Here is a 24,167-nt window from a genome sequence, read left to right as displayed (position 1 = left end):
GTGGAGCTGAAGGGGATCGAACCCTCGACCTCCTGCATGCCATGCAGGCGCTCTCCCAGCTGAGCTACAGCCCCAGTGGAGGGGTCGGCCCTCTGGGCCGCCACGGGCACCAAAAGCGCTGCGTTGGTGCCGTCCTCCTTGAAAATTTTATCGAATGAGCTTGAGCGGACGCATCTTCCGCCCCAAAAAAACGCGGCCGGGGGCGCGGTGCCCATCGGCCGGCGTTGAAGCGCTATTTTACTCTTTTCCCGCTCAAAAATCCACCGCGGGCCGGGCGGCCACCGGGCCTTTTAAGCCCAGGCAACGATTTCCTGAGCCTGGGAATGGACTTTTTTGGTGGGGTAAATCTCGCCGACGATTTCGTCCGGCCGGAACCACAATTTGATTTCCCGCTCGGAGTCTTTGGCGTCGGAGGAGGCGTGGATGACGTTTTCAAAAACGCCCTTGGTGGTGATCCGGCCGAAGGCCCCGCGGATGGAAACGGAGTCGGCTTCCTCGGGGTTGGTGGCGCCGGCGATTTCCCGGATTTTTTTGATGGCGTTGGGGCCTTTGTAAACGAGCGCCATGACACGTTCGAAATCCGGGCCGTAGGGCTTGCCCTGGATGTAATCGATCAAATCGTTGAAGAACGGCTTGCCCTTCAGATGCTGGTAATGCTGCTCGGCCAGTTCCCGGGACACCCGGAGAACTTTGGCCCCGATGATCATGAATCGGGCCTCGGCCAATTTCGTCAAAATGTTGCCGGTCAAGGATTTTTTAAGGCCGTCGGGCTTGACGACGACCAAAGTGTATTCGACGGACGCATCGGACATGTACGGTTTCCTCCCCAAAATCAACGGCCCCGCCTCCGGCCCCGCGCGTTCGATGGCGGGGGCTCCGGACGGGCCCGTGAAGGGAGGATACCACAGGCCCTCCGGCGGTGTCAAACCGTCCTTATTTGTGGGCGATGATAAAGAGGAGAACGGTGTCGAACATCATCCAAACGAGGGAAAGGATGAGAACAATTTCCACGGCGATGAAAAAATTGGTGGAAATGAAATCCCGCGCGGAATTGTAAGACTGTTCGATCCGTTCCAGCTTGGTGTCCACCGCTTTGGACAAATCGTCGATGTCGAATTCCTTCTCCACGTTCTTGTAAATGGTCCGCAGATGCCAATCCGAATCGATGCGGGGGATGTTGGCTTGAACGTTGTGAAGGCTGTCGACGATGGCCAGCTTGTCGCGGACGAAGTCCATGGCTTCCCGAGAAAACGTCTGGTAGCGGGAGGGCATGGCCCAAAATTTGTAATAAGGCGGCAAATCGGCCAAAAGCCCCTGGGCCTGGTCGATCTCCTTTTCCAAAAAGAAATTGTACGCCCGCAGGCTCCAATAAAGCGAATAGGCCAGCCGGATGAGCTCGACAATGGTGCCCGACTCCTCCGAGGACACGACCGCGCCGAAACGCTTGATGAGGATCAACTCGTTTTCGTAATAGCCGAAATTCCGGATCTTCTCCTGGGACAACACGAAGTCCGACAAGGCGTCGTAATTGGGCTCGCCCGACACGATGCCGGTCAACGCCTTCTCGTGGGTGGCCACGAACTCGGTCGCGTCGGTCACCCCGCCTTTGTTGAAAACAAAAATGGGGAAGGGATCGACGTCTTCCAGCCGGCGGTTGTAGGTGTGGCTGGCGAAACGCCGGGCGCTGGCGATCACCCCGTCCACCAGGGTTTTCGCCCAGGGGATGATCGGGGAACCTTCCACGTGAAGGGCCTCGGTCCGGCAGGAGAGCGAAGCGAAGAAATCCAATTCTCCTTCCGCGGCGAAGGATAGGCCCAATAGTCCGACCCCGAATTTGTAAATCTGGGCGGTGAGCCGGATGTCGGCGAAACGGCGACCCTCAAAGGCGAGGTCGCGGATGGGGTGGCTGGATATTTCCTTGGCCACGGCAGTGGCGTCGGGGCCGATAAAATCCAACTCCAGCCCCAGGTCAAAGGGGATCAGGATGTGCACGGTGGTCTTCATGGAAGTCCTCGCCTTCAAGGGTAGGGCATCCGGGCGTGTCTGTCAACGGCCCGCGGGGATGGATCGGTTTTTATAGAATCCGGGCGTGAAACGAATCGGGGCGTTCTTGCTCCTTCTGACTCTCGGCCCCGCCGCCCGGGCGGAGGACGGACTGCGGATTCCCCGGGCCTCCTCCGCCAGCCTCACCCAGGGCGGCGACCAAGCCACCCTCGCCTGGCCCTTCGGCTCCGTCCGACTGTCGACCGAATCTCTCGCCCCGGCACCGGTCGACGCGCCGGCCCGCGGCGCGGTGCAAGCGGAAACCGGGGGGACCTTCCACTTGAGCTACGCCCTGGAGCGGGCGGGCGACGCCGTCCGGGTGCGGCGGCTGGCGGTGACGGCGGTCAGCCGGCCCGAATTTCACGTCGAGCCCACGGCCAAACTGAGGGAACACGAAGCGGTCCACGTGGGCATCAACGACCGGGAGGCCCGGCGCATTCAAACGGTTTTATCGGGGTTTCGGGTTCGGGGAGTGACCACGCGGGAAGCGGAGCGGCGGCTCAAAGTCCGGTTTCGGGAGGAAGTGGCGGCCGTCCGCCGGCTCCACGCGGAATGGGACAACACCCACGTGTTTCTTTCCACCGGACCGACGTTACCGGAGATAGCCCCAGGTCCGAAGTAAGTCGCCGTCCCGGCGCCAGCGCTCCCCGATGTCGGTACGGTAAAACATGTTCGGAATGATGACGTTTTTGACCCGCCCGTAAGCCTCCCGGGACGCCTCGTCCATGGTGGACCCGGAGCCCGTCGCCACCAGGGCGTACCCCGACTGGCCGGCCAACACCCAGTCCCCGTCCACCAGCTTGATGTCCCCCGGGTAAATGCCCTCGGTGGCCGGCTTCTTGAAAATGACCACCGCGCCCTCGGAGTATTTCCGAAAGGCCGTGGCGTCTTCAAAAGGGAAGGGCGGCACCGCGATCACGACCCCGACCTGATACCCTTTTTTCGTCTTGAGGGTCGGCGTTTGACCCGTCGCGAGGCCGTAAAACAAGTCCCCCCAGCGGCTGGTCACCCCCTCCATTTGAATGCTGAGCGTCGGATAGCCGAAACGCGGGGTGCATTCCAGGGGGTAGATCGCGCGGGGCGTGGCAATGCAGTTGATGTCGAAATAGCCGACGAACCCCACCGCGGCCAAACGGGAGGCCATTTTGGCGATGGTCTCGCGGTACAAAACGCTCTCGGTCATCCAGAACATCGAAGTGCCCATTTCGCCGGTGGCCGGGCCGATGTCCTCGTTGAACATTTTCTTGTGCTCGAAATTGACGCAGGCGGGGGGCAGGAATTCCTTCCCGTTGAAATACGCCCCGATGGCCACCTCGACCCCCGCGGCGAATTTTTGCACCTGGAACGAACGGATTTGGCGCGCCCATCCCTTTTTGTAGCGCTCCAATATCGCGACGACGTCCTGGCCGTCCTCCTCCTGGCCCACGTAGGAAAGGACTTTTTCGTTCTGGGCGCTGCCGGAGGGTTTGACGACATAGCGGTCGGGGTTTTTTTTGACGAAGGCCACGGCCTCTTCAAAGGAGGTGAAGGTCCAGTTGGGGAGGATGGTCATGCCGGCGGCTTTCATTTCCTGCTGGCCGAAATCCCGGTCGTCCTCCAGTCGGTCGGTGTAGACCGTGCCGCCGACCACCGGTTTGCCGTCCCGGCGCAGGGCTTCCGCGTCCCGGCCGAAATCCGAGTCGTCAAAAATCACCAGGTCGGCCCAGGCGCGAAGGGCCTTCCAATCGTCGGTCTTTTCGACGAACCCGTCGGAGACGTCCTTGTCGCCCTTGCTTTCGATGAAGTAGCGGACGTGGTGCCCTTCGATTTGAAGCTGGCGGCAAAGGTCGCCCACGCAGCCCACCCGGGAAACGACCAGAATCCGTCGGGGAGACCCGTCGCCGTTGGTTAATTTCGAATTGTTGTCTTTTTCGGATCCCATCTCCCCTAGAGGGTATCCCACGACGGGTTATTTCACAAGGGAAATTTACGCGCGAACGCGCGATTTAGAAATACGTGGTGAGGGAAACGAGGTGGGTGAGGCCCACGTCCCCGTAGGGCACGAGGGCGTAGTCGATTTGAATTTTTTTGTAGAGGACGCCGAGGCCGCCGCTCACGCCGGTGACTCCCTGGATGTCCTGGGCCCGGTTGCTGTAGCCCAGGCGGCCGGTCAACGTCCAATGGGGACCGACGTTCCAGCGGTATTCGGAGCCGCCGCCGAAGACGCTGTCTCCGGTTTTGGGTTTTTCGGCGTCGACGGTCAGGGTCCAGGCCGTTTTGACCCGGAGAGCCGCGCCCGCTCGAAACACCAGGGGCAAATCGCTTTTTTCCCGATCGTATTTCAATCCCCCGCCCAAGTTCGCGGCCACCAGGCCAAGGCGAAGGCGGTTGTCCCAGAGCGGCGCCGATAAAACGCCGACGTCGCCCGCCACGGTTTGGGCGGAATTGACGATTTCGCTTCGAATCCACTTGGCCGTCAGGCCGACGGAATTTCCGCCGAAATCCAACGCCCCCCCCACCGAGACCGCCAGGTCGTTCGGCGAAAAGGACCCGATTTCGGTTCCGGTCAAATCGGTTTGGGGCAGGGCCCCGACGGATAGATATTGAACGCCGACGCCGATCCCCAGGGATTCGCCCACCGATTGCCCGTAGGCGGCGAACTGATAGGTGTAGGCCGAATCCAAATAGCTGGCGTGCATGAGGGTGGCGGTTTTCGTTTTCAAGCGGGTCAAGGCGGCCGGGTTCCAGGCGATGGCGGTGGCGTCGTTCACGAGGGCCGTGGAGGCGTTCCCCAGGGCGGCCGCCCGGGCGCCGTTTCCCAAACGGAGGAAATCCGCCGAGACCGACGCCGCCCGGCCCGGCATCGACGCAAAGCCCACGGCCAGCACGAGAGCGGCTTTCTGAATGGTTTTTCGGGTCGCGCGCATATCCCCCAGTTTAACGCTGAATCGCCGCTTTGACAAGGCGACGTTCGCCGTTGGCGGCCGGGCCGACCACCAGATAAACCCCGCTCGCCAACGGGTCCCCGTTGGCCGACGTCAAATCCCAAAGCGCCGCGCCGGTGGCGTCGGCCGTCAACGCCCGAACCCGCTCGCCATTCAACCGAAAAACGTGAACGGAAGCGTCGGGCCGGAAACCCGCCAACGTCATGAGGTTTCCCAAGGCGCCCGCGGGGTTGGGGAAGGCCCGGGGCGGACCGGCCTCGGTCGTCGCGAGCGCGGCGGCGGTGTAAGCCGTCGGCACGCCGTCCAGATTTTCCGCCCGGGCCCGGAAAGCGTAGGCGGTCCGGTCCGACAATCCGGTCACCGTGGGATCCAGCGCGGTGGTTCGAAGGACCGGCGCAAAGGGCCCCGCGGCCGCGGGCGCCCGTTCGAGGACGTACACGGTGCCCGCGGGATTGCCGTTGGACCCCAGGTGAAAACGAACGGCGCCTGGGCCGACGCCCTTCACGGTCAACTCGGCCGGCGGGTTCGCCAGGGTGGCGGAGGAACCGAGGGCCGTCCAATCCGAACAGGCCCCGCTCTCGCAGGAGTTCACGAACAGATAGTAACGGGTGTTGAGCGTCAACCCCTGGACCGACCCGGAGGTCACGACCACGGGGGCGGTCGGCGCCGTCGAGCCCGGCGGCGCGGGGCGGGTGGAGGCCGCCAGCGTGTACAGCCCCGCGCCGACGGCGGGCGTCCATTGGGCCGCCAAGGCCCTCAATTGGGCCGAAAGGATTTGCCCGCCCGCGGGCGCCCCGGCCGTGGTGGACGCGGGACCGAAAGCGGTGTACCCCGAGCACCCGATGGAATTGCAGGCCCGCGCGTGGAGGAAATAGGTCGTGCGCGGGGAAAGCCCGGTTAAAACCCCGATGGTTGTTTCGGAATCCGACATCGTCGCTCCGAAAGCGGGGGCCGCGCCGGAATCGGTGGAGGCGTAGAATTCAAAACGCTCGGCGTCCGAAACATCGTCGCACCGGACCCGAAGGGTTCGACTCGTGGCCAGGGACACCACCGGACCGCCCGGAACGGCGGGCGCGGCGGCGGGAACGGACAAATTGATCTTCACGATCCCGGCCCGAGCGCCGTGGTCCGTGAAAAAAGCTTTCTGGGTCGCCGTGTCAATGACGACGCTCGACAACCAGGATTCCGGGGGCTTCATTCCGGCCGCGTCCGCCCATTCCAGGGGCGACAAGTGAAATTTCAGGACGACGGCGGGGGAGCCGTAGGTGCCGGCGTAACCGGCGTTGTTGCCGGCGTCGACGGCCAGGCTTTCAATGGATTGGGGGGAAAGGCCGGGATGGGTGATGCGGTCCACCTCGGTGAAGTCGGACAGCCGAACCTTCGTGATGGTTTGGCCTCCGCCGTAGTAGGCGAACCCGGCGCCGTCCACCGCCAGGGCCGTCGCCGGGAAACCCGACGGGGACCGAACGGCCGCCGTCGTGACGCTGAGGGAGGCGGCGTGGATCCGGGCGAGAGCGTTCCCCGCGGCGAAATACACAAACCCGTTGGCCCCGTCCGCCGCGCCTGCGCGCATCGCGTTGAATTCCGTGGGCAAGGTCAACGTGGATTCCAGAGAAAACCCGTTTAAGCCGATGACGCCGATTCGGGGCGGCGACGCGCCCGACGAAGCGATGAACGCCCGGCGCGTGCCCGGATCGACGGCGCTGCTCCAAACGAGATTGGGGTCGGACATCGCGTTGGACAAATCGAGGGATTGATCCCATCCGAAATCGGAGGTTCGGACCCGGTGAATCCGGGTCGGCAGTCCGTGGGACACAAAATACACGAAAAGGCCGTTGGGGTCGGCGAATCCGGTCTTCATCCCCAGATTGAATCCCGCGGGCGACGGGAGGGCCCGGGTCGAGACCGCCAAATTCGACATTTGAACCCGAACGGCCTTGGCGGGCACGGTGTCCGTGCCGAAATAAGCGAATCCCCCGGCGTCCTTGAAAATCGCCCCGGGAAAACTTTCGCCCCAGTCGTAGGACAAGGTGGGCCCGCGAGCGAAGGAAGCCAAATCCACCTTGGTGACGGCGGCCGGTTGGTCCCGGCAGACAAAATAAATCGTTCGCGAGCGCGGATCCAGAGTCAACGCCCGGGCCTGTTCCCCGGCCGCCGTCGAAAGGACGCCGGAGGAGACAAAAGCGCCCAGGTCCACCCGGTCGATGTGTCCCCGTCCGCCGGCGTTCACGGCGAAGTAGGCGAAGGTCCCGTTGGGATCCAGGACCCCGCCCGTCACGTTGCCGCCCGCCTGGGGGAGGGCGAGGACGTCGACGCGCTCCAAGGGATTCAATCGAACCCGCAGAACCCGGTTGTCGTTGGATCCCGTGCCCGACAAATAAAGGAACCCCCGGGCTCTGTCCAGCACGATGGCCTTGGGGAAGACCTCGTCGACGGCAAGGGGAAGTTCCGCCAGCCGTGTCATGGTCAGGAAATCGGCCTGGACCAACCGAGGCGCGGCGCCCGTTTCCACAAAGTAACCGACGCCCGTCGCGGTGTCGTAGGCGATGGTGTCCAGGCTGTTGCCGGCGGGGATTTCCAGGACGGGAGACGCCTCCCTAAAATCGGACAGGCGGACTTTGGTCAGGCGTTGGTTGGCGTTCACGGCCGTGGTCCACAACCAGCCCCGGGCCGGGTCCAGGGCGGCGGCGTCGGGCCATTTGCCCGTGGCCAGGGACAGGGCGCCCACGCGCTGAAACGTGTTCAGGGAGATTTTCACCAGTCGGCCGGGATTGATGTTGGCGTCCGTGTAGGCGAAACGCCCCAGGGGATCCAGGGCCAAAAAGCCGGAATCGATTTCATCGGGGCCGAGGAACAATTCCCCCGCCCGGGTGAAATCCGAAAGGCGAATTCGAAGCAAAGCGCCCGGTCGGGTGGGCGCGACAAAATACGCGTAATCATCGGCGGTGTCCACGGCCCCGGCCGCCAGTCTTCCAAAGGTCGGCGTGAGACTCGCGCCGGTCGCCCGGGAAAAGGCCCGGGCGCGGGCGAAACCCGTCCCGAGCAATCCGAGGACCGCGACGGACAAGAGGAGGGGATGGGACGTCGGGTCGAACCGTTTCACGATGGGCGTTATTTTACCCCATCGGCGGCGATGGATCGGATTAAACGCGTGCAACTGTATTGTAAATTCGAGGTCCGGAACGGGTCTCCCGGGAACCGTCCATTACTTGGGCGAGGCGTCCAGGAGGGTTTGGGCGATTTTTCGGGCCGCCACCATGTCGACCTTGCCGGAGGCGAGCGTGGGCCAGGCGTCGATTTTGTAGAAACAACGGCGGTCGGGAATCCACAACTTGGGCATGTCGGCCACGGCCAGCTTGGCCACCAGAGCGTCGATGTCCTGGGCGACGTTGAAACAGAGCACCACGAGTTTTTCCCCTTTTTTCTCGTCCGGCGCCGACAGCACGAGGAATTGAGCTTCGGGCTCCCCGGACAATTCCCAGAGTCGGCGCTCCACCAGCATGTGGGGGACCATTTCGCCGCCGATCTTGGAAAAACGGGACAACCGATCGGTGATTTCGACAAAACCGTCTTCGTCCACGGCGGCGATGTCGCCGGTCACATACCAACCGTCCCGAAGGACCTCGGCGGTTTTTTCTGGAAGCCCCCAATACCCCTTCATCACGTTCGGGCCCTTGACCAGGAGCAACCCGGGTCGTCCGTCGGGGACGGGGGCGCCCGTCTCGGGGTCCACGATGCGGACCGACACGCCTGGGAGCGGCCGCCCCACCTTGCCGGGCTTGTGGCCGATCTGGTGTTCGGTTTGGTGATGAACGTCCAACACGCTGACGCAGGCGGCGGGAGACAACTCCGTGGTGCCGTAGCCCTCCAGCAGGGGCACCCCCAGGGTCTCCTGAAAATCCTTGGCGAAGGCGAGGGGGAGTTTTTCCGCACCCGTCAGCGCGAAGCGGAGGGTGGCCAGGTCCTCCCGGGCGAACTTTTTAACCCACATTTGAAGAAAAGTCGGCGTCGCGAGGAGGACGGTGGCCTTTTCCTCTTTAATGAGTTTTTTGATGGCCAAGGGCTCCAAGGGACTGCGGTGGTAGGCGGCCTGGGCGCCGGTCAAGATGGGAAGCCACATCGTCCCGGTGAAACCGAAGGAATGGAAAAACGGGAGGACGCCGAGGATTTTGTCCTTGGGCGTCAGTTGATAGGTTTCTTGAAGGCCCTGGATGTTGGCGTGGACGTTTTTGTGCGTCAACGTCACGCCCTTGGGCTGGCCGGTGCTTCCGCTCGTGAAAAGCAGGGCCGCCACGTCGTCCATGGTCGCGTCGGACTTGGGAAGCCACCACCGCTCCGCCCAGCGGGCGGGCAACGCCCGAAGGGCCGCAAACAAAAACAGGCCCCGGAGTTTCGAGGGGCGGGGGAGGTCCTCCAGAAAAACGGCGCGGGGTTCCTCCCCCCATTTGAGCGCCTCGAGCATTTTCCGGGCGGTGATGACGCGGGAGACGCCGGCGTCCCGGCAAATTCGGTCGACCACGGGCCGGCCCAGGGAATAATTGAGGTTGACGGGCACGCGACCGGCGAAAAGCAACGCCAGGTTGGTCAGGATTCCGGGGACGCCCGGAGGCAAAAGAATTCCGACGTTTTTTTCGGGCGGCAGCAAAGCGTCCAATTTTCCCGCCAAGAACGTGGCCGCGGTCATCAGGCGCCCGTAGCCCAGGCGGAGTCCCGTCGAATCCGACACGGCGGGGAAGGTCCATTGGCGGCGGGCCAAACGGAAAAAATACTGGTGCAGAGGGCGAAGGCCGGCCAGGCGCTGGTCGAAGGCGCGGCTGGCCAGTTCCAGCACTTCCTGTCGAACGCGCTCCGCCCGCGCGGAAGAGGGGAGCGCCGAACCGAAAGACACGGTCACGGGGTAGGGAATCTGGCGGGGCATCTTCCAAATAAATTTTCCCCGTTCGAAACTGAACACGCTCCCCCACACCCGGTCCAAATGCACGGGGACGATGGGCACGTCCAGGTCCTTGGCGATGGCCTCCAGCCCCTTGCGAAATCCGAGCAATTGGGCCAAACGGGAAATGGCCCCTTCGGCGAAAATGCAGACGATGTGGCCGTCGCGCAGGGCCTGCCGGGCCTGTTCGATGCTCGCCATGAATTTTTTGGGGCCGTCGTTCCCCGCGATGGGGATGGCGCCCATCAATTTAAAGAACCAGGTGAGGGGCCGGTAGTTGTAGAGCGGGCGCATCATCATAAAACGCACCCGACGCGGAACCGCCGCCGTCATCAGGAACGGGTCGGCGTAGGACAAATGATTGGACACCAGCAGCGCCCCGCCCCGGGCCGGAATGTTTTCGGCGCCCAAGGTCGTCACGCGGTATCCCGTGTGGGTCAGTACCCACGCCACAAAACGAATCACGGCGGGGGCCAGGAGGGAAAAAACGTAGACGGTGGCGCCCAAAGCCCCCAGCGCGACCACGAACCAGGCGCGCGCCGGGGTCAACCCCAAGGTGAGGGGGTCCGTTAAAAGGAAGTAAACCAGGGAGGCGCCCCCGATTCCCAGAAAGCTCACGATGTTGGCCGTGGCCACCATGGTTCCCCGACGGTCCCGGGGGCTTCGGGATTGCAATAGGGCGTTCAAGGGCACGATAAAAAATCCCCCCGCCGCGCCCAGGAGGGCCAAATCCCACATCACCCGGTGAAGGTTCGGCGCGGCGAAGGCCAGGTCCAACGCCGCCAGGCCCAGCCCCAAGGCGCCCAGGGGCACGAGCCCCAGTTCGACGGTGTTCCCCGACAATTTTCCCGCCAGGCCCGAACCCAGGGCGATGCCCAAGGACAGGACCGTCATGAGGCGCCCGATCAACGCCTCGTCGCCGCCCAACTGAGTTTTGGCGTACACGGGCAGACCGATGAAGATCAACGTGCCCACCAACCAAAAATAGCCGCCCCCGAGGACGGAAAGGTAAAGCGGGCGGTCTTTCCGAACCTCCGACATGTCGCGCCAAAACCGCCGGGCCGGGTTCCAATCCGCGGGTCCCTGCACGCCGGCCGCCGGGGTGCGCGTGATCATCAAACTGGCCAGGAACCCCGCCAGGGCGATGGCCATGAAAATTCCGCCCGCCGGCCCCGCCACGGCGTCGCCGTTTTTCATGAGGCGGGCGGCCAGAGGCGTTCCGGCGATGATGGCCAAAAAGGAAGTCAACTGGACGATGCCGTTGCCGTTGGAGAGGTCCCGGGGTTCCAGGATTTCGGGAAGCAAACCGTATTTAGCCGGTCCGAAAAACGTGCTGTGGAGCCCGGAAAGGAAAACCACCACGAGGAGTCCGGCGAAACTGTTCGCCCAAAGAGCCCACCACCCCAGGGCCATGATGGCGATTTCATAGACCTTCATGGCGATGGCCACGGAGCGCTTGGGCCGGGCGTCGGCCAGGCGCCCGGCGTAGGTGGAAAAAAGGAGGAAGGGAAGGATGAACAGCCCGCTCACCAGCGCCGCGCCCCGCCCGCCCTGCTCGACGCCGAACCGCGCCAGGGCCCAAAAAGTGACGAGGGTTTTGAAGGCGCTGTCGTTCAACGTTTCAAAAAATTGGGCCAGGGTCAGGGCCCGGAAACCCCGGTGGCGCAGGAGCAGCGGGAGTGGGCGGTTCACGCGGGGCCTCCCGCCGCGCCCGTTTCAACGGGAAGATCCATCCGATGGGCCTCGCGGACCCGGTCCAGGGGCCCTTCCAGGTCCAGCAAGCCCCGGGACGCCGCCTCGGCGTCGAGATATCCGGGAAGAAGATACCGCCAGCTCCGGCCAAAGGGACGCTCCACCAGGCGGTTGGCGTGGCGGCGGATGTTTTGGGCGCAGTTGTTGAAAAGAGTGTTGTAACGTTCGGGGCGGCGGGAAAGGGCGTCGGCGCGCTCCAGCATGTCGCGAAACAGGGCGCGAGCGGCGGCGGGATCCGCGCGAAGGCGGTATTGATACACGGGCGCGCGCCCGTGAATCGTTCGCAAGGCCACGGCGTCCCGCTCGGTGGCCACCACGTAAATCAATTCATACCGCCCGAGCGCCCCTCGCCAGGGCGAATAGGACTCCCCGATTTCCCGCCGGGCTTCGGCGGAAATCACCAGCCCCGTCCCGTCCCGAAGGCGGAAGTCCATCATGACGTGGGCCGGCCCCCGGCGTCCCGGCGACAGGGGAGACACCAACAGCCGGGACTCCACGACCTCGTCCCAGGGGACAAACAGGTTACGCGCACGGGGAGCACCTCCCTCTCGATCCCAAGCATAGTCCCGGAGAGCCGATATTTTCACCCCCGCGGGGGAAAAGTCAAAGGTCGCGGGGGCGGCGAATTCGGGGGCCCAGGATCGGAGCCCGGACGGGCGGTGAAAAAAACCAACGGCCCCTAAAACCACCGCCGCCAGCCCCGCCCCGACGATTCGATGGGACGCCGACACGTTTTTCAAAGGATCGAGGCGGGGGGAAAGGAACCCGGGGAGTCGGTCCCTAGGGCTTTCCATTCCCGGGGGCCGCCGGCAAAAGCTTGGCGATGACCCACAGGAGAACCCCGGTGGCGAGAATCAGCGCCGCCCAGAGGACGGGGCCGCCGCCCGCCCCGCTCGGGATCCAACGGACGCCCGAGCCCTTCTCCGGCGATTCCAAGACGGCGTCGACTTTATCGGCGGCCAACAATTCCCCCTCCACGGCGGCGGCGTCGTAGGTGGGGGCGCTCACGGCGGGGTGGCCGTAATGGAGCGTCAGCGGATCCCCCGCCCGGGCTTTAAAAACCAGGGCGTAGGTCCGATAGTGAACGCGGAAATTGGACAGGGACAGCGGCGCGTTGTCCCCGTTGTCCACCGTCAGTCGAATTCGATCGCCGCTGGGCGACGATCCCAGGGGCACCAACAACCGCGTCGATCCGCCCCGCCGGAACCATTGGGCCTCGCCCAAGACCGCGCGCTCGGCGCCGGCGCCGGGAACGTTCCGGGATTCCTCGACCACCACGCGGCGCGAGAAAAGTTTTTCCGGGGCGTCGACTTCCAGATGGGTGACGGGCAAACCCCCGACCGGGAGTTGCACTTCCCAAACACTTTCCCGTCCGCCCTCCCCGACCGCGCGCGCCGTCGGGCCGACGACCCGGTAGACGGCCCGGTGATCGATGACAAAGGGGACCTGTCGGCCGTCGCGCAGAAGACGCAGGTCGCGGCCGTCCGTCCGGGCGCCGGCCACCGCCGCGGGGGAAAGCTCCAACCGCTGAACGCCGGTTTTTTCGATCCGCACCGGGCATTTCCAACGCCACCCTTTGGGATCCAGGGCCGCCGCGCTTTCGGCCAAATCGGGGGCCACCGCGGGGGCGACGTATTCGGGATTGGGTTGAAGGGACCCCACCTCCACGAAAGAGCGTTGTTTTTTATCGAAACGATCGCGAAGAGCGTCGAGGTCGTAGCGGACGGGCGCCGCGGCCGGGTTTCCAAGGATCAGCCGGTATTTCCCGGGTTCCACGGCGTTGAACACCAGCGTCGTCGACGCCACCCGGGCGCCCATGGAAGATATTTTCAACGGGGGGTTGTCGCCGTTGGTGATGACCACTTCCACTTCCCGGGAATCGCACCGGCGGGCCACGGGGACCGACAAGCGTTCAAAGGTCCGGCCGCCCTCCTCGGGCCAACGGCAAAGGGACTCGGCGCCCAGCGGCTCGTCGGAGGCGTTGTCATCGCCGAAACGAACCCGGCGAACCACCCGCACGGGCCGCTGAAAAGCCGCGTCCTCCACGGCCAACACCACCTCGGCCAATAACGCGTTTCGGGACGGGAGCTCCACCGCGATCCGGGTCTCCACGGGGCCGTCCTCCCGCCGAAGGATTCGGAGGGGCGTTTCGGCCAGGGGCGCGTTGGTTCGAAGCGTGGGACGCGGCGTCGCCCCCCGGACGATCACCGGATCGGTCTCCGCGTCGTCCAGGGTGATTCGAAAACCGTCGGCGTCTTGTTTTGGAAAAACCAGATTCAAGTCTTCCGCCAGAGAACGGCGACGGTAGAGCGGGCGGCCCGACAGAACCGTTCGCCAGACCCCGCCCCGTCGAAGCTCCAGGGTGGCGGCTTTTAAAAAGTCGTCGGCGGGAATGTCCAATTGGATCGCTTCCAGGGGCGCGGCCCGACGGGCCGAGGCCGTGACCGTCGTGCGGCCCTTCGACAATCGAACCTCGACGGCCCCCTGGAGCGGCCACACCGACCATTCCAATCCGGACCGAAGGGGGGCGTCCAGGGTGTAGGCCACTTCGTCGCCGGCGGGCGACAGGACGCGAAGATCCGCCAGACCGCGCGCGGCCCCGTCCAAGGTTTCCGGGGGCAGATTCACCGCGACCAATCCCCGGGTGTTCGATGAAATTTCCTGAAAGTGGGACCAGGCCGTGGGGGCTTCCCGAACCAGCGCCCCCAGGGGGACCGCCCCCAGGGTCGCCAACCACAAACCGACTTTAAGCGATTGCTTCATGATCGGCCTCCGCGAGATTGAAAGTGACGTTGATAGAGGAAGGACCCCAAAATCAGAACGATCGCCAACCCGACGAAGGCCGCCGCTCGATACAAGAGGGTGAGTCGCCAGACGTCGTGAAGGAAAAGCTTCCCGACGGTGACGCCGAGCAAGGCGAAACTCGCCCACCGGGCCGAGGTCGATTCCTTGGACAGACCCGCCCACAAAAGGGCCAGGCCGAAGCCGCCCCAGCCCAGGGTGTAGGCCAAATCCTGGGATAGGCTTCCCTGAAGGTTGAAGGCCAACGCCTCGCCGGTGCTGAAGAAGTCGGCGATTTGGATGTTCATGAGCAGAAACAACAGCGCGACGCCGAGAGCGTTCAATAGGCCGGGCAGGGACACCGCGCTCCATTTTTGATCCCGGGGACGCCAAAGGCGCGCCGCGACGAACTGGCAGCCCGCCGCGACGCCGTAGGCGTAGAGATACCAGTTGAGGAAGGGCGAAGCCGCCCGGGGGTGGTAGTGGAGAACGGCCGGATTGGCCGCCAGGCGCACAAAGGCGATGGCCAGGAGGGCGAAGGCCCACCCTTTCAACCCCGGGTGCGACACCCGGCCGTAGAACCAGAGAAGGGCCACGCCCTCCAGGGCCCAGCCCAGGGTGATCCATTGCTTGTCGAATTGCAGGGGGAAGATCAAACTCACGAAGAGAAGCGCCACGGCGCCCACCACCGCCAGAAGATCCTTCCGTCGGGGATCCTCCGCTGGGACGCGTTTCAAAAATCCCATCAAGGCCCCCGTGTAAATCACGGCCCCGGCGGCCGGCAGGGCGCCGATGACCGGCGCGTAGCCCAACGCGAGGGCCGTTCGGTAAAAGAGCATCCCGTGAACGGGCCCGGACAGCGCCGCCGCCCACCAGGGAGCGGTCAAGGCGCCGAAAGACTCCGCCGCCAGAAACGGCAGAAGGAGGAACAACGCGAAAAATCCACCGTGCCAGTAGAGCGCGGGAAAGGCCCGATCCACGGTGAAGGACGACCCGTGCCAGGCGTATTCCAATAGGGCCACGCACCCCAGGGCCACCGGCGCCAGGATTTCGAGGGATTTCCCCCCCCGTCTCACCAGCCCCAGGAGGAGAACCAGGAGCAACAGGCCGAGCCCAAAAAGCGACGACGGATCCGCCGGTCGCAGGCGGTTCGCGGCCGCCGCCAAAAGCAGGAAGGGCAAAAAGGCCGAGAAGGCCGGAAGCGCCACGCTGGCCCCCGCGGGCCAGGCCCACCGGGTTTCGTTTTCCGAGGGCGCCTCGCCGCCGTCGGCGGATTTTTTCGACCGGTGAAGGAGGAAGTAACCGACGCCGAAAAAGAGCGCGGCCATCCCGGCCACCACCGTCAAAAACCCGCCCATCCCATCGACGGCCAAACGGTCGATCCAGAGGAGAACAATGAAGAAAGTGAAACCCAGGGCCGCCGCGACGCCCCACAAAAACCCCGTGGCCAGGGCCACCAGGATCGCGACGGCGTTCAGGCCGAAGAGCACGGGCCAAAGAAGCGCCGGAGAACCGAAATCCTTCATCAAGCTCATGGCGAGCGGCAGGAGAAGGGCGACGGGGAATAGGCTTCCCAAAATGACCACGTCTTTGGGGGCTCCGCGGCGATTGAGAACCACGGCCAAAACGCCGTGGAGCGCGCCGAAGATCAGTACCGCCCCGAGGATCATCGGAAAGGTTTCCGCCGTGAGGCGGCCGGAGGTCCAGCCGAACAGCGTCAGGTAAGCGAGAATCCCGGCGGCCAAGTGATAGCGGGATCCGGATCCCCCCCGCACCGCCAAGCCGGCCGTCAAAGCATCGGCGACCAGGATGATCAGAAAGGGCAGGGCCGGCTGGGCCCCGAAACGGTCCAGCGTGTTCCCGCCGAAGAGAACCGATAGGAGGGCCAACAGGCCCGCCGCGTGCCGCAGCGGGGCCAAATCCATTCCCCGGCGTTCGGCCACAAAACGCGCGGCCACGAAGAGAACCGGGAACCACAGAAACACGGCGGCGGCCACCGGCAATTTTTCGACCACCAAAAAGTGGTCCGCCCACCCCCACTGCATCACGGCGGTCCCGAAGGCCGCCAGGCCCCAGAGGAATCCCCACCCTCGGCTCAAGACCACGGCCAAGAGACCGATATCCAAAAGCGTCACGTAGGCGAACAGACCCAGAGCCCGGTCCACGCCCGTCGACAAAATGGGGGGCGTTAAAAAGCCGCCCACCAAGGCCAAGAGCGCGATGTAGCGGGAATCGAGCCGCACCGAGAGAAAGAACGTCAGGACGGTGACCAACGCCAGGAACGCGAAGGTCTCCACGGGACCGATGAATCCGTAGAACGAGTGCGCGGCGAAGGCGTCGGTGTAGAGAATGCCCGCGCCCGCGGCCACCAGGGTGTGGGCCGTGACCGCGAAGCGGTCCTTGAGCTTGAGACCGACGAGGAGCGACGCGGCCCCGGCGGCGAAGCCGAAGGCGACGCGCATGGCGGGCGTGATCCACCCGTGGTCCATGGAATACTTGGCGAAAAAAGCCGCGCCCAGGAAGAGGGCGAAGCCGCCGATCCAACTGAAGAGTTTGACCCCGGTGAATTTCTCCCAATCGATGGACGGGCGTTCCAGGACCGGCGGAGCGGTGGGCGCTTCCGGCTCCACGTCGGCGACGTAAATGGGCGGAGGCGTCGCCAGGGGCGGCCGGGGGGTGGCCATCGGGGGTTTGGCTTCGGGCGGGCCGCCGGCGGGCGAACCCGAGGCCGGGGAGCCGGCGACCGGCGGACCGAACGGATCGGCCGCGGGCGACGGCGATAGGTCCACCGCCCGTTGAGCCGCGCGGGGGTCGACCGAAGGCCCGGGCGTCTCCCGCGCCGGGGGAGGAGCGAACTCCCGGAGGGTGGAGGCACCGGCCCGCAGGGCGCCGCGCAAACCGTCCAGGCGGTCTTCCACCCGGCGGGCGGTTCGGAGAGCCTTGACGGACAAAACGAGGGCGATCACGGGCAAGGCCAGAATGCCCAGGGCGGCGAGCAAAAGGAATTCACCGATCATTTGGAACCTCCGGTAATGGTTGAAGCGATTTGCCGGGGACGCCGGGCGTCCGCCGGGAATTTTCCCGTCCTTAGAAAAGCCGCCGTGTAACGTCCCACGGCCGGCGAGGCCAATAACAAGCTGTGCTCGGCGAAGACCTGGACCACGTCCTTCGCTTCGGGCAGGACGGCGCTGGACAGGGCCACCGAGCCGTCGTCGTCCCCCTCCAACACCGGGTTGTAACCCGCCTCGGTGCCGTTGCCGCCCACAATGATCCCGAGGGGACAGGCCGACACCCCGCAGTTTTTTAAGAAATCGCTCCCGTCTTTCAGCTGTTCGATGGCCTTGGTGCCAAACACCCAGCGAAAAGCCTTAAAGGTGTACAGACGATCCACCCATTTGGACCCGCGGTTGGGCGGGGCAATTTGCACGAATCGTCCCACATTCGGCGGCGGCGTATGGGCCAGGTAATACCGGGTGATGATGGACCCCAGGCTAAAACCCACAAAGTGAAGGGTCCCGGTCGTGTGTCGGAGCTCGAGATCGGCTTTAAGATCCGCGGCGTATTCTTCGATGGTTTTCTCGGTGCTGGCGTATCCCCAGTTTATAACGGCAAAACCCTCTTTTATCAAGGCGCGTTCGAGGGCTTTCATCACAAAGGGCTTGTTGAGAATCCCGTGAACGAGAACGACCGTTTCCTGAGCCCGAACGGAGGCTCCCAGGAACAGCAGGAGTCCGGCCGCCCATCGCGCCCGGCGGATCACAAGGCCAACCCCATCCACCGACGCAGCCGCCCTTGATTTTTCTGAAAGAGCACCGTGGTCAAGATCATCATCAGGCCGACGAAGGCAAGGACCAGGGGGAAGGCTGGACTGTTTTTGAAGACGGACCAAGCCAAATGTCCCACATAACCGTAAACCCCCATGGCGCCGAAGACCGCGAACGTTTTCCGATCGAGGTAGATCCCCGCCCCGATCAATCCCAGGTTGATGCCGGCGTAAATCACGCGCCCCAATTCCCCGTGGCTGGGCAGGGACGTGAGTCCGCCCCAAAAAGCCAGGAGTCCGGCCAGGTAGAACCAGAAGGGATCCATGCCCGCGACCCGTTTTTCCACGGAACGGCTCAGGATCAAGATGAGCAAACCCACGACCACGCTCACCCAGGCTCGTTCGCCCCAGCCAAGGCGCGCTTGAACGAAGAACTCCGCCACGTCCATTGAAAAAAACCAAAGGGCGATGGCCGCGGGCATGAAGAGAAACGGAAAGCGGATCTTGCGGAGGGCGTAAAACGAGGTCGCGACCGTCGACAACTCCATCACGATCCACGAACCGTTGATCCAGGGGTAATAGTGGCGGTAGGCCCCGGGGTCGTTCTTGGGCCAGACCCCCGTCCAGCTTTCGATGGCCCAGACGATCAACGGCGTCATTCCCACGGCGCAGGTGATCAAGAGCGCCCCGGCCACGGGGGTGTTTTCCTTTCGAAGCAAATGGCGACCCGCGAGCACAAACATCGCGGCGTAAACACCGCTCACGGCCAGAATGCCCCGGGGCCCCAGCGCGTCCCATTGGCTGCCCAAAAACCATCCAAAGGCCGACAGGATCAGCAACGCGCCGATGTAATAAAGGACCATGATGGGGTTGAATTTCTTTTGGGCTTCCGAAGACGCGCTCCCCGGAGGGTCGACAAAACGCGCCGCCAACGCCCGCCGTTGGGCTTCGGTAATCAGCCCCTCTTTGACCGCCGTTTCCAATTCGTTCAGCGCGAAGGGGTCCATGGGGTCTCCTTGTGAATATTAATTCACTTACAGATGGCCCGGGCGAGGGTTTCGGACACCGGGTCGATTTCGGCTTTTAAATCCCGGTCGATGGCCCGCCGGGCCCGGGAAACGCAGAGCCGGATCACGCTCCCCAGCAGGAGGGACGCCGCCACCACGGGGTCCATCCGGCGAACCTCCCCTTTTTTGAGGCCCTCTTCCATCATTCCGATGGCCACGTGGCCGGGGTGTTTGTGGGAGGTTGGAAATTTATCGAATTCCCGATGCTCCGAAATAATCAAGTAATCAAAAAGCTGCTTGTCTTCTTCGTAGGCCAAGAAACAAGTCTTTATATAGAGTCGAATCTTCTCCGCGGTCGTTTTTCCGCCGCCCACGGCCGCGGCCAGGCGCATGGTAAAATCGTTTAAATGGGTGGTAAAAATATAGAAAGCCAGGTCCTCTTTGCTCTTGAAATGGCGATAAAGCGCCCCCTCCGACACCCCCCCGGCCCGGGCGATGTCTTTAATCGTGGTGGCGTTGATGCCCTTTTCCACAAAAAGCCGGAGCGCCGCCCGCATCACTTGGGGGAGCACGGTTCCCGCTTTCCCTTCCTCAACGATCAGCTTCACACGACCTCCAAAATTCGTGAGTGTTCACTCACAATATACCCGGGGTTTGGAATTTTGTCAAGGGGGGGCCTCGCCCTCCGGTTTTTGATTGACGAACGATCGAATTCGCCTTACCCTTATTTCGAACAACAAGGCCCCCAAGGAGACTCCGTGGCGAAGCCCCATCGGTATTTGAAAAATCGCGTCCTGCAAAGCCGGGACGTTGGAAAGGTCCTGCCCCTGATCCTTCCCGGACTTCGAAGATCCTCCTCCGCGCCCCGCTGGATCACCGAACAACGGGCCGACGGACGCTTCCTCGCGCGGTCCCCCAAAATGGGCGTTCTTCTGCGGGACCTCGACAAAAAGCGGGGACGGGACTACGGCCCCGCCCGGTTGTTGGCCAAAGGAACCCGCGTTCACCGAGGGCTCGAAGAAACGGGCAAAAGGGGCCGTCGGGCCCTCCGGCGGTCGCTGGCCCGGCGGGCCGCAAAAGGCCTTATTCGCCGATGACCCGGGCCACGGCGACCATTTTCGGAGTCAAGGCAGGACGGCGTAGCGGCCTTTGAGGGGTTCGTAAAGCGGAAAGGGGTCGGGGGCGTTCAGGTAGGGGTCGGCCCAGGCCTTCACCCGCCCGCGGGCCGAAGCGTCCGAGGTCGGGTAAGCGTCGAGCATCGCGCCCAGCAAGTCCCGGAAGGTCTCCGCGTCCTCGCCGTCGCGAAAATCAATTTCGGCCATTTTCCACAGGAGCGCCGGGTCCGACCGAAAATCGTTTTCCTTTAACAGCGCCCTCAACAATCCCCCCTTGTAAGGCTTGTATTCCCTCCGCCAGGGGGACGTGGCCACGGCGCGCAGGACCTCCGGATAAAATTGCTTTCGCTCGCCCGCCGTTAAACGCTCCAGAACCCGCGGCAAATCGTCGTCCAGGTCGTTGTAGCAGTGGATCCGCCAATAAAGGGCCATGATCCGGGCGTAGGGCCACAGGGAGCCTATTTCCTTTTTTTCGTCCCGCAGTTCCCTCTGAACGATGGTTCCCAATCGGTGCAAATTTTCCCGGTAATCGTTGTCGTCGACTTCGATTTGGTAGAGCCTCATTTTTTGCGCGTTCGTCCAGAGCTCTTCGTCGTACAGATACAACGCCCGGAGGGTCGCGGTCCGCGCGACGGGCCCCGCCGCCGCTTGCTCGTCCAGAATCTTTTGAAACAACGCTTCCCGTTGATCGGGCGGCCGGGATTTGAGCAGCGTCGTGAGAAGCTCCATCTTCAGGTCCGAATTCTCCAGGGTCATCACAAACCGCAAGGGCAGGTCGGGGCGGTCGCGAAACCGTTTCAGAATTCCGGCGCGGTAGTCTTGATCGGCGTAAAGAGCGACCCGTTCATCGTCGGTTTTGGATTCGATCCAGGCGTCCCAGGCCCCGGGATCCTCGCCGAAGAAGCGGTCGAGTTTGGCCTCCTTTTCCGCGGTGAAGGCCACCCACTCGGCCGCGGCGCCTCGGAAAAACAGGAAAGCCGATTCCCCGGGCGGGGGCGCGTCGGCGCAATCCCAATAATGCTCTTCGATCACGTGTTTGCGGGGATCCTTCCACTCCACGCCCTCGTATATGTCGACCTCGCGCGTCTCCCCGGGGGAGCCGTCGGCCGGATCGTCGGAAGGATTCGGGCGACGGGCCGGGAACGCCGACCGGGTTTTATTCCGGGACCACCTCTTTTTGATGGCGACCGTCGCCGAATGGGTTTTGGGGTGAAGGGCCACCAGTTGAACGAGGAAAACGAGCGAAACGTCGTCCAAGGTGAAATAACGCAGGTGAATCTGCCCCGCCCGCAGGGACGTCGGGAAAAGAGCCGCCAGAAATAATAAAACGAATCGCCGCATGGCGTGATTCTAGTTCTTTTTAAACAAACGACGGGGGAGGAGCCGGCGGAAAGCGAAAAAGGGAAGGCGTCAGCGATCCCGGCAACGGTCGGCGGGCACGGAAACGCTCGAGCCCCGAAGCTCTCGGTCCAAAAACGCGGCCGTCGCTTGGACGATGCGCGCCAGTTGAATCGGGCTTCCCCCCTGACGGCCGGCGACTTCCCGGTTAACGTAAACGAAATGAGTCCCGCCCCGGATTTCCACCGCGCAGGCCGGCCCGCCGATATTTTCCAAGGCGTAAAGCGAGTTGGGCGGCCGGCCCCTCAAGGCCGCGCGCTCGCGCTCGCCGTAGGTCAAATAAGCGGGCACCCGCAACCGGGCCAGGTCCCGACCCGCCACAAGGCGGGCCCCTTTAAACAAATAATTTAATTCCCCCATGGAATAGAGAACGAGGGCCCGGGGCCGAGGATCGCTCAGCGCCACCTGAACGACGGTCCACCCGCCGAGGGAATGCCCCGCCAATGCCACCCGATCGGGATCGATGGACCATTGGGGGTCGTCCAACAGCGCCCGCAACACGGCGCGAGCCTCCGCCACCCGATAACCGTGGTTTTCCAACGAGGGCGGATTCTCTTTTAAATCCCGGAGGGCGGCCCGGAGGTCCCCCGTGACGGGCCCTTCAACGCGGACCTCGGCCACGGCGTCGCTCAAATCCGGGGCGGCCCACACGTAGCCCGCCTTGGCCACGCCTTCGGCGAGGGTGGCCGATCCCGTCCCGCTCCCCGAGTAGCCGTGGGCAAAGAGCACCAGGGGCCAGGGGCCCGGCTTCAACGGAGCGTCGGGGGCCGCGCGGCCCGGCACGCGGGCGGTACCGTAAAAAATCGGCCGCGGCGACGCCTCGGTCGGATACCAAACGGCCACGGCGACGAATTTCCCATCGACGGGAACCCGCAGGACCCGGTACCCCACCTCGTGGGCGCGCAAGGACGCGACCGGCCCCGCGAAAAGAAACAGAAAGGCCCATCGCCCCGGGAATTTTCTCACCGCTGAATGACCGCCTTGACGGTTTGGTGGCCGCCGCCGTCGATATGAACAAAATAAATCCCGCTGGGGAGGTCCCGTCCCTCGTCGTCCCGCGCGTCCCAGATCAGTTGTCCGGCGTTGTCCGGAACCAATCGTCGCCGAACCCGACCGCGGATATCGTAGACGCGGACGTCGGCGTTGAACGGCACGCGGTCCATGAAAAAAGCTTCTCCCGTCCGCAGGGGGTTCGGAAAAAGGCGTGCCGCGGCGGGGCTTTCGGGGGGAGCCGGAAGCGGGTGCGCGGCGAAAAAAGCCCAGACGGTTTCGCTCATGTCGACGTCTTGGTTCGTCCGTCCGATGGAGAATTCCGGGAAGGCGGAGAGCATCGGGAAATATTGGAACCCGCCGGGCCAGGTGTGCCCCGGACCGATCCCACCGCCCGCGCCGACAAACCGGTAAAAGATCAGGGCGGCGCCGTCGGGGCAGAGGTAGTCCTCCCGTTCCGCCGACGTGCCTTCGTCAACGGCGTCCGGAAGCGGCTCGGCCGCGGCGGGGGGACGGCAGGAATTTTTTTGGGCCCAAAAGTGAAGGAGCTCCGGCACCGACAAGGTATTGCCGCCCGCCAAATCCCCCCCGGAGTAAAAAGCGTGCTGGTCGTCCACGGAATGAAAATCCAACAACGGGACGGGTCGCGCAAACCCGCCCCCGTCCGCCAGAGCCCGAGGCAGCGTGGACCCGCCGGCCGCGATGGCCGCGATCCGGAAAGACCATTCGCGGGCGAGCCGTTTGGCCATGAGCGATCCGTTCGAAAACCCCATCGCGAACACCCGTCGACGATCGACGGCGAATTCGGCCGCGACCGCGTCGATGACGCGGGAAAGGAACCGAACGTCGTCGATGTTCTGGGCTTGGGAGAGGTACGCGGCGATTCCGCGACCGTCGTTCCAGTGGCCGTCGACCGCGTCCGGGTAGGCCACCAGGAAGCCTTCCCGGGCGGCGACCGCGTCCATGTTGGTGAGGGCGGCCATGGACAACCCGTCCCCGCCTCCCCCGTGGAGGCCCAGGACCAGGGGCGCCGGCCCGGAAACCCCCGCGCCCGGCGGCACGTAAAGGGCGAACGAACGGGTTCTCCCGTCGGGGGTTTGCAAGGACCTTGAAAAAACCGTTCCCCGCACTTCCACCACCGCCTGGGCGCTCAAGGCGCCCGACGACGCGGCGAGGACGGTGGTCCCGGGGGATCGGCCCGTGACGACGCCCAGAGGAGAGACGGTGGCGATTCCGACGTCGGCCAGGGACCATTGGGCGCCTTCCCAGTTAATGACGCGCCCCGGCAGGGGGCCCCCGCCGTCCGGGTCAAAGAAGGGGCTGGCGTGGGCGACGCCCCCCGCCCCCACGGTGACGGTGGCGGGCCAGACCGAGAGGGTCGCCGCCGACGCGAGGGCGGGGACGATAAGCCAACCGCCAAGGACCCACAACCATCGAACCATGAGCGCTTCCCTTTCAACC

Annotated in this window: 17 protein-coding genes and 1 tRNA gene; 2 read left to right on the top strand and 16 right to left on the bottom strand. The window is 64.0% G+C overall.

What is annotated here, in order from left to right:
• Position 1 precedes the first annotated feature (1 nt).
• From IPP68_02085 to IPP68_02075, 3 genes are all read right to left on the bottom strand, one after another.
• Positions 2–74, bottom strand: a tRNA-Ala gene (locus IPP68_02085).
• Between the two features lie 216 nt (positions 75–290).
• Positions 291–812 carry a nucleoside-diphosphate kinase gene (locus IPP68_02080; protein ID MBL0349150.1) on the bottom strand — a complete coding sequence of 174 codons (522 nt, stop codon included), beginning with the start codon at positions 810–812 and terminating at the stop codon, positions 291–293.
• 121 nt (positions 813–933) lie between these two features.
• Entirely contained in the window at positions 934–2,004 is a 1,071-nt protein-coding gene (locus tag IPP68_02075) for a hypothetical protein (GenBank protein MBL0349149.1), read from the bottom strand.
• Positions 2,005–2,089: 85 nt separating this feature from the next.
• On the opposite strand from IPP68_02075, the gene IPP68_02070 reads away from it, so the two are divergent.
• On the top strand, positions 2,090–2,665 hold the full coding sequence (locus IPP68_02070) for a hypothetical protein (protein ID MBL0349148.1): 576 nt from the start codon (positions 2,090–2,092) through the stop codon (positions 2,663–2,665).
• Here the strand turns inward: IPP68_02070 and IPP68_02065 are convergent.
• The 10 genes from IPP68_02065 to IPP68_02020 form a co-directional block, all read right to left on the bottom strand.
• The gene (locus IPP68_02065) at positions 2,636–3,964 is read right to left on the bottom strand and encodes a phosphoribosylamine--glycine ligase (protein ID MBL0349147.1); all 1,329 of its coding nucleotides are present in this window, start codon (positions 3,962–3,964) and stop codon (positions 2,636–2,638) included. The genes IPP68_02070 and IPP68_02065 overlap by 30 nt on opposite strands.
• A 64-nt stretch (positions 3,965–4,028) precedes the next feature.
• Positions 4,029–4,949: a PorV/PorQ family protein gene (locus IPP68_02060; GenBank protein ID MBL0349146.1), complete on the bottom strand. Its 921-nt coding sequence runs from the start codon at positions 4,947–4,949 to the stop codon at positions 4,029–4,031.
• A gap of 10 nt (positions 4,950–4,959) precedes the next feature.
• Positions 4,960–8,070 carry a hypothetical protein gene (locus IPP68_02055; GenBank protein MBL0349145.1) on the bottom strand — a complete coding sequence of 1,037 codons (3,111 nt, stop codon included), beginning with the start codon at positions 8,068–8,070 and terminating at the stop codon, positions 4,960–4,962.
• 102 nt (positions 8,071–8,172) lie between these two features.
• Complete coding sequence (locus IPP68_02050; protein MBL0349144.1) at positions 8,173–11,592, bottom strand: MFS transporter; 3,420 nt, start codon at positions 11,590–11,592, stop codon at positions 8,173–8,175.
• Positions 11,589–12,149, bottom strand: a complete 561-nt coding sequence (locus tag IPP68_02045) for a DUF4105 domain-containing protein (protein MBL0349143.1) — start codon at positions 12,147–12,149, stop codon at positions 11,589–11,591. The genes IPP68_02050 and IPP68_02045 overlap by 4 nt, the downstream gene beginning before the upstream one ends.
• Positions 12,150–12,432: 283 nt before the next feature.
• Entirely contained in the window at positions 12,433–14,415 is a 1,983-nt protein-coding gene (locus IPP68_02040) for a hypothetical protein (GenBank protein MBL0349142.1), read from the bottom strand.
• Positions 14,412–17,450, bottom strand: coding sequence for a DUF2339 domain-containing protein (locus IPP68_02035; GenBank protein ID MBL0349141.1), 3,039 nt, complete (start codon positions 17,448–17,450; stop codon positions 14,412–14,414). The genes IPP68_02040 and IPP68_02035 overlap by 4 nt, the downstream gene beginning before the upstream one ends.
• The gene (locus IPP68_02030) at positions 17,447–18,193 is read right to left on the bottom strand and encodes a hypothetical protein (protein ID MBL0349140.1); all 747 of its coding nucleotides are present in this window, start codon (positions 18,191–18,193) and stop codon (positions 17,447–17,449) included. Before IPP68_02030 ends, IPP68_02035 begins: the two co-directional genes overlap by 4 nt.
• Entirely contained in the window at positions 18,190–19,203 is a 1,014-nt protein-coding gene (locus tag IPP68_02025; protein MBL0349139.1) for a DUF2157 domain-containing protein, read from the bottom strand. Before IPP68_02025 ends, IPP68_02030 begins: the two co-directional genes overlap by 4 nt.
• A 23-nt stretch (positions 19,204–19,226) precedes the next feature.
• Positions 19,227–19,811, bottom strand: coding sequence for a TetR/AcrR family transcriptional regulator (locus IPP68_02020; protein MBL0349138.1), 585 nt, complete (start codon positions 19,809–19,811; stop codon positions 19,227–19,229).
• 150 nt (positions 19,812–19,961) lie between these two features.
• Between IPP68_02020 and IPP68_02015 the strand changes: the two genes are divergently transcribed.
• Positions 19,962–20,300 (top strand): hypothetical protein, encoded by a 339-nt coding sequence (locus IPP68_02015; GenBank protein ID MBL0349137.1) that lies wholly within the window; start codon positions 19,962–19,964, stop codon positions 20,298–20,300.
• Positions 20,301–20,327: 27 nt separating this feature from the next.
• Here IPP68_02015 and IPP68_02010 read toward each other — a convergent pair whose 3' ends face one another.
• The 3 genes from IPP68_02010 to IPP68_02000 form a co-directional block, all read right to left on the bottom strand.
• A complete protein-coding gene (locus IPP68_02010) occupies positions 20,328–21,659 on the bottom strand; it encodes a hypothetical protein (GenBank protein MBL0349136.1) in 1,332 nt (443 codons plus the stop codon).
• Between the two features lie 69 nt (positions 21,660–21,728).
• Positions 21,729–22,682, bottom strand: a complete 954-nt coding sequence (locus tag IPP68_02005) for a hypothetical protein (protein MBL0349135.1) — start codon at positions 22,680–22,682, stop codon at positions 21,729–21,731.
• A complete protein-coding gene (locus IPP68_02000; protein MBL0349134.1) occupies positions 22,679–24,148 on the bottom strand; it encodes a T9SS type A sorting domain-containing protein in 1,470 nt (489 codons plus the stop codon). The genes IPP68_02005 and IPP68_02000 overlap by 4 nt, the downstream gene beginning before the upstream one ends.
• Positions 24,149–24,167 lie beyond the last annotated feature (19 nt).

It is taken from the genome of Elusimicrobiota bacterium (genome assembly GCA_016722575.1).
Classification (GTDB): Bacteria; Elusimicrobiota; Elusimicrobia; order FEN-1173; family FEN-1173; genus JADKIY01.
Note: the sequence above shows the minus strand (reverse complement) of the source record. Positions and strands in the feature narration are given on the sequence as shown.

Bases quoted from the DNA above. Each gene is read 5' to 3' on its own strand.
- IPP68_02075 (MBL0349149.1), bottom strand. From the start codon at position 2,004: ATGAAGACCACCGTGCACATCCTGATCCCCTTTGACCTGGGGCTGGAG.
- IPP68_02040 (MBL0349142.1), bottom strand. From the start codon at position 14,415: ATGAAGCAATCGCTTAAAGTCGGTTTGTGGTTGGCGACCCTGGGGGCG.
- IPP68_02080 (MBL0349150.1), bottom strand. From the start codon at position 812: ATGTCCGATGCGTCCGTCGAATACACTTTGGTCGTCGTCAAGCCCGAC.
- IPP68_02010 (MBL0349136.1), bottom strand. From the start codon at position 21,659: ATGCGGCGATTCGTTTTATTATTTCTGGCGGCTCTTTTCCCGACGTCC.
- IPP68_02025 (MBL0349139.1), bottom strand. From the start codon at position 19,203: ATGGACCCCTTCGCGCTGAACGAATTGGAAACGGCGGTCAAAGAGGGG.
- IPP68_02060 (MBL0349146.1), bottom strand. From the start codon at position 4,949: ATGCGCGCGACCCGAAAAACCATTCAGAAAGCCGCTCTCGTGCTGGCC.
- IPP68_02065 (MBL0349147.1), bottom strand. From the start codon at position 3,964: ATGGGATCCGAAAAAGACAACAATTCGAAATTAACCAACGGCGACGGG.
- IPP68_02035 (MBL0349141.1), bottom strand. From the start codon at position 17,450: ATGATCGGTGAATTCCTTTTGCTCGCCGCCCTGGGCATTCTGGCCTTG.
- IPP68_02000 (MBL0349134.1), bottom strand. From the start codon at position 24,148: ATGGTTCGATGGTTGTGGGTCCTTGGCGGTTGGCTTATCGTCCCCGCC.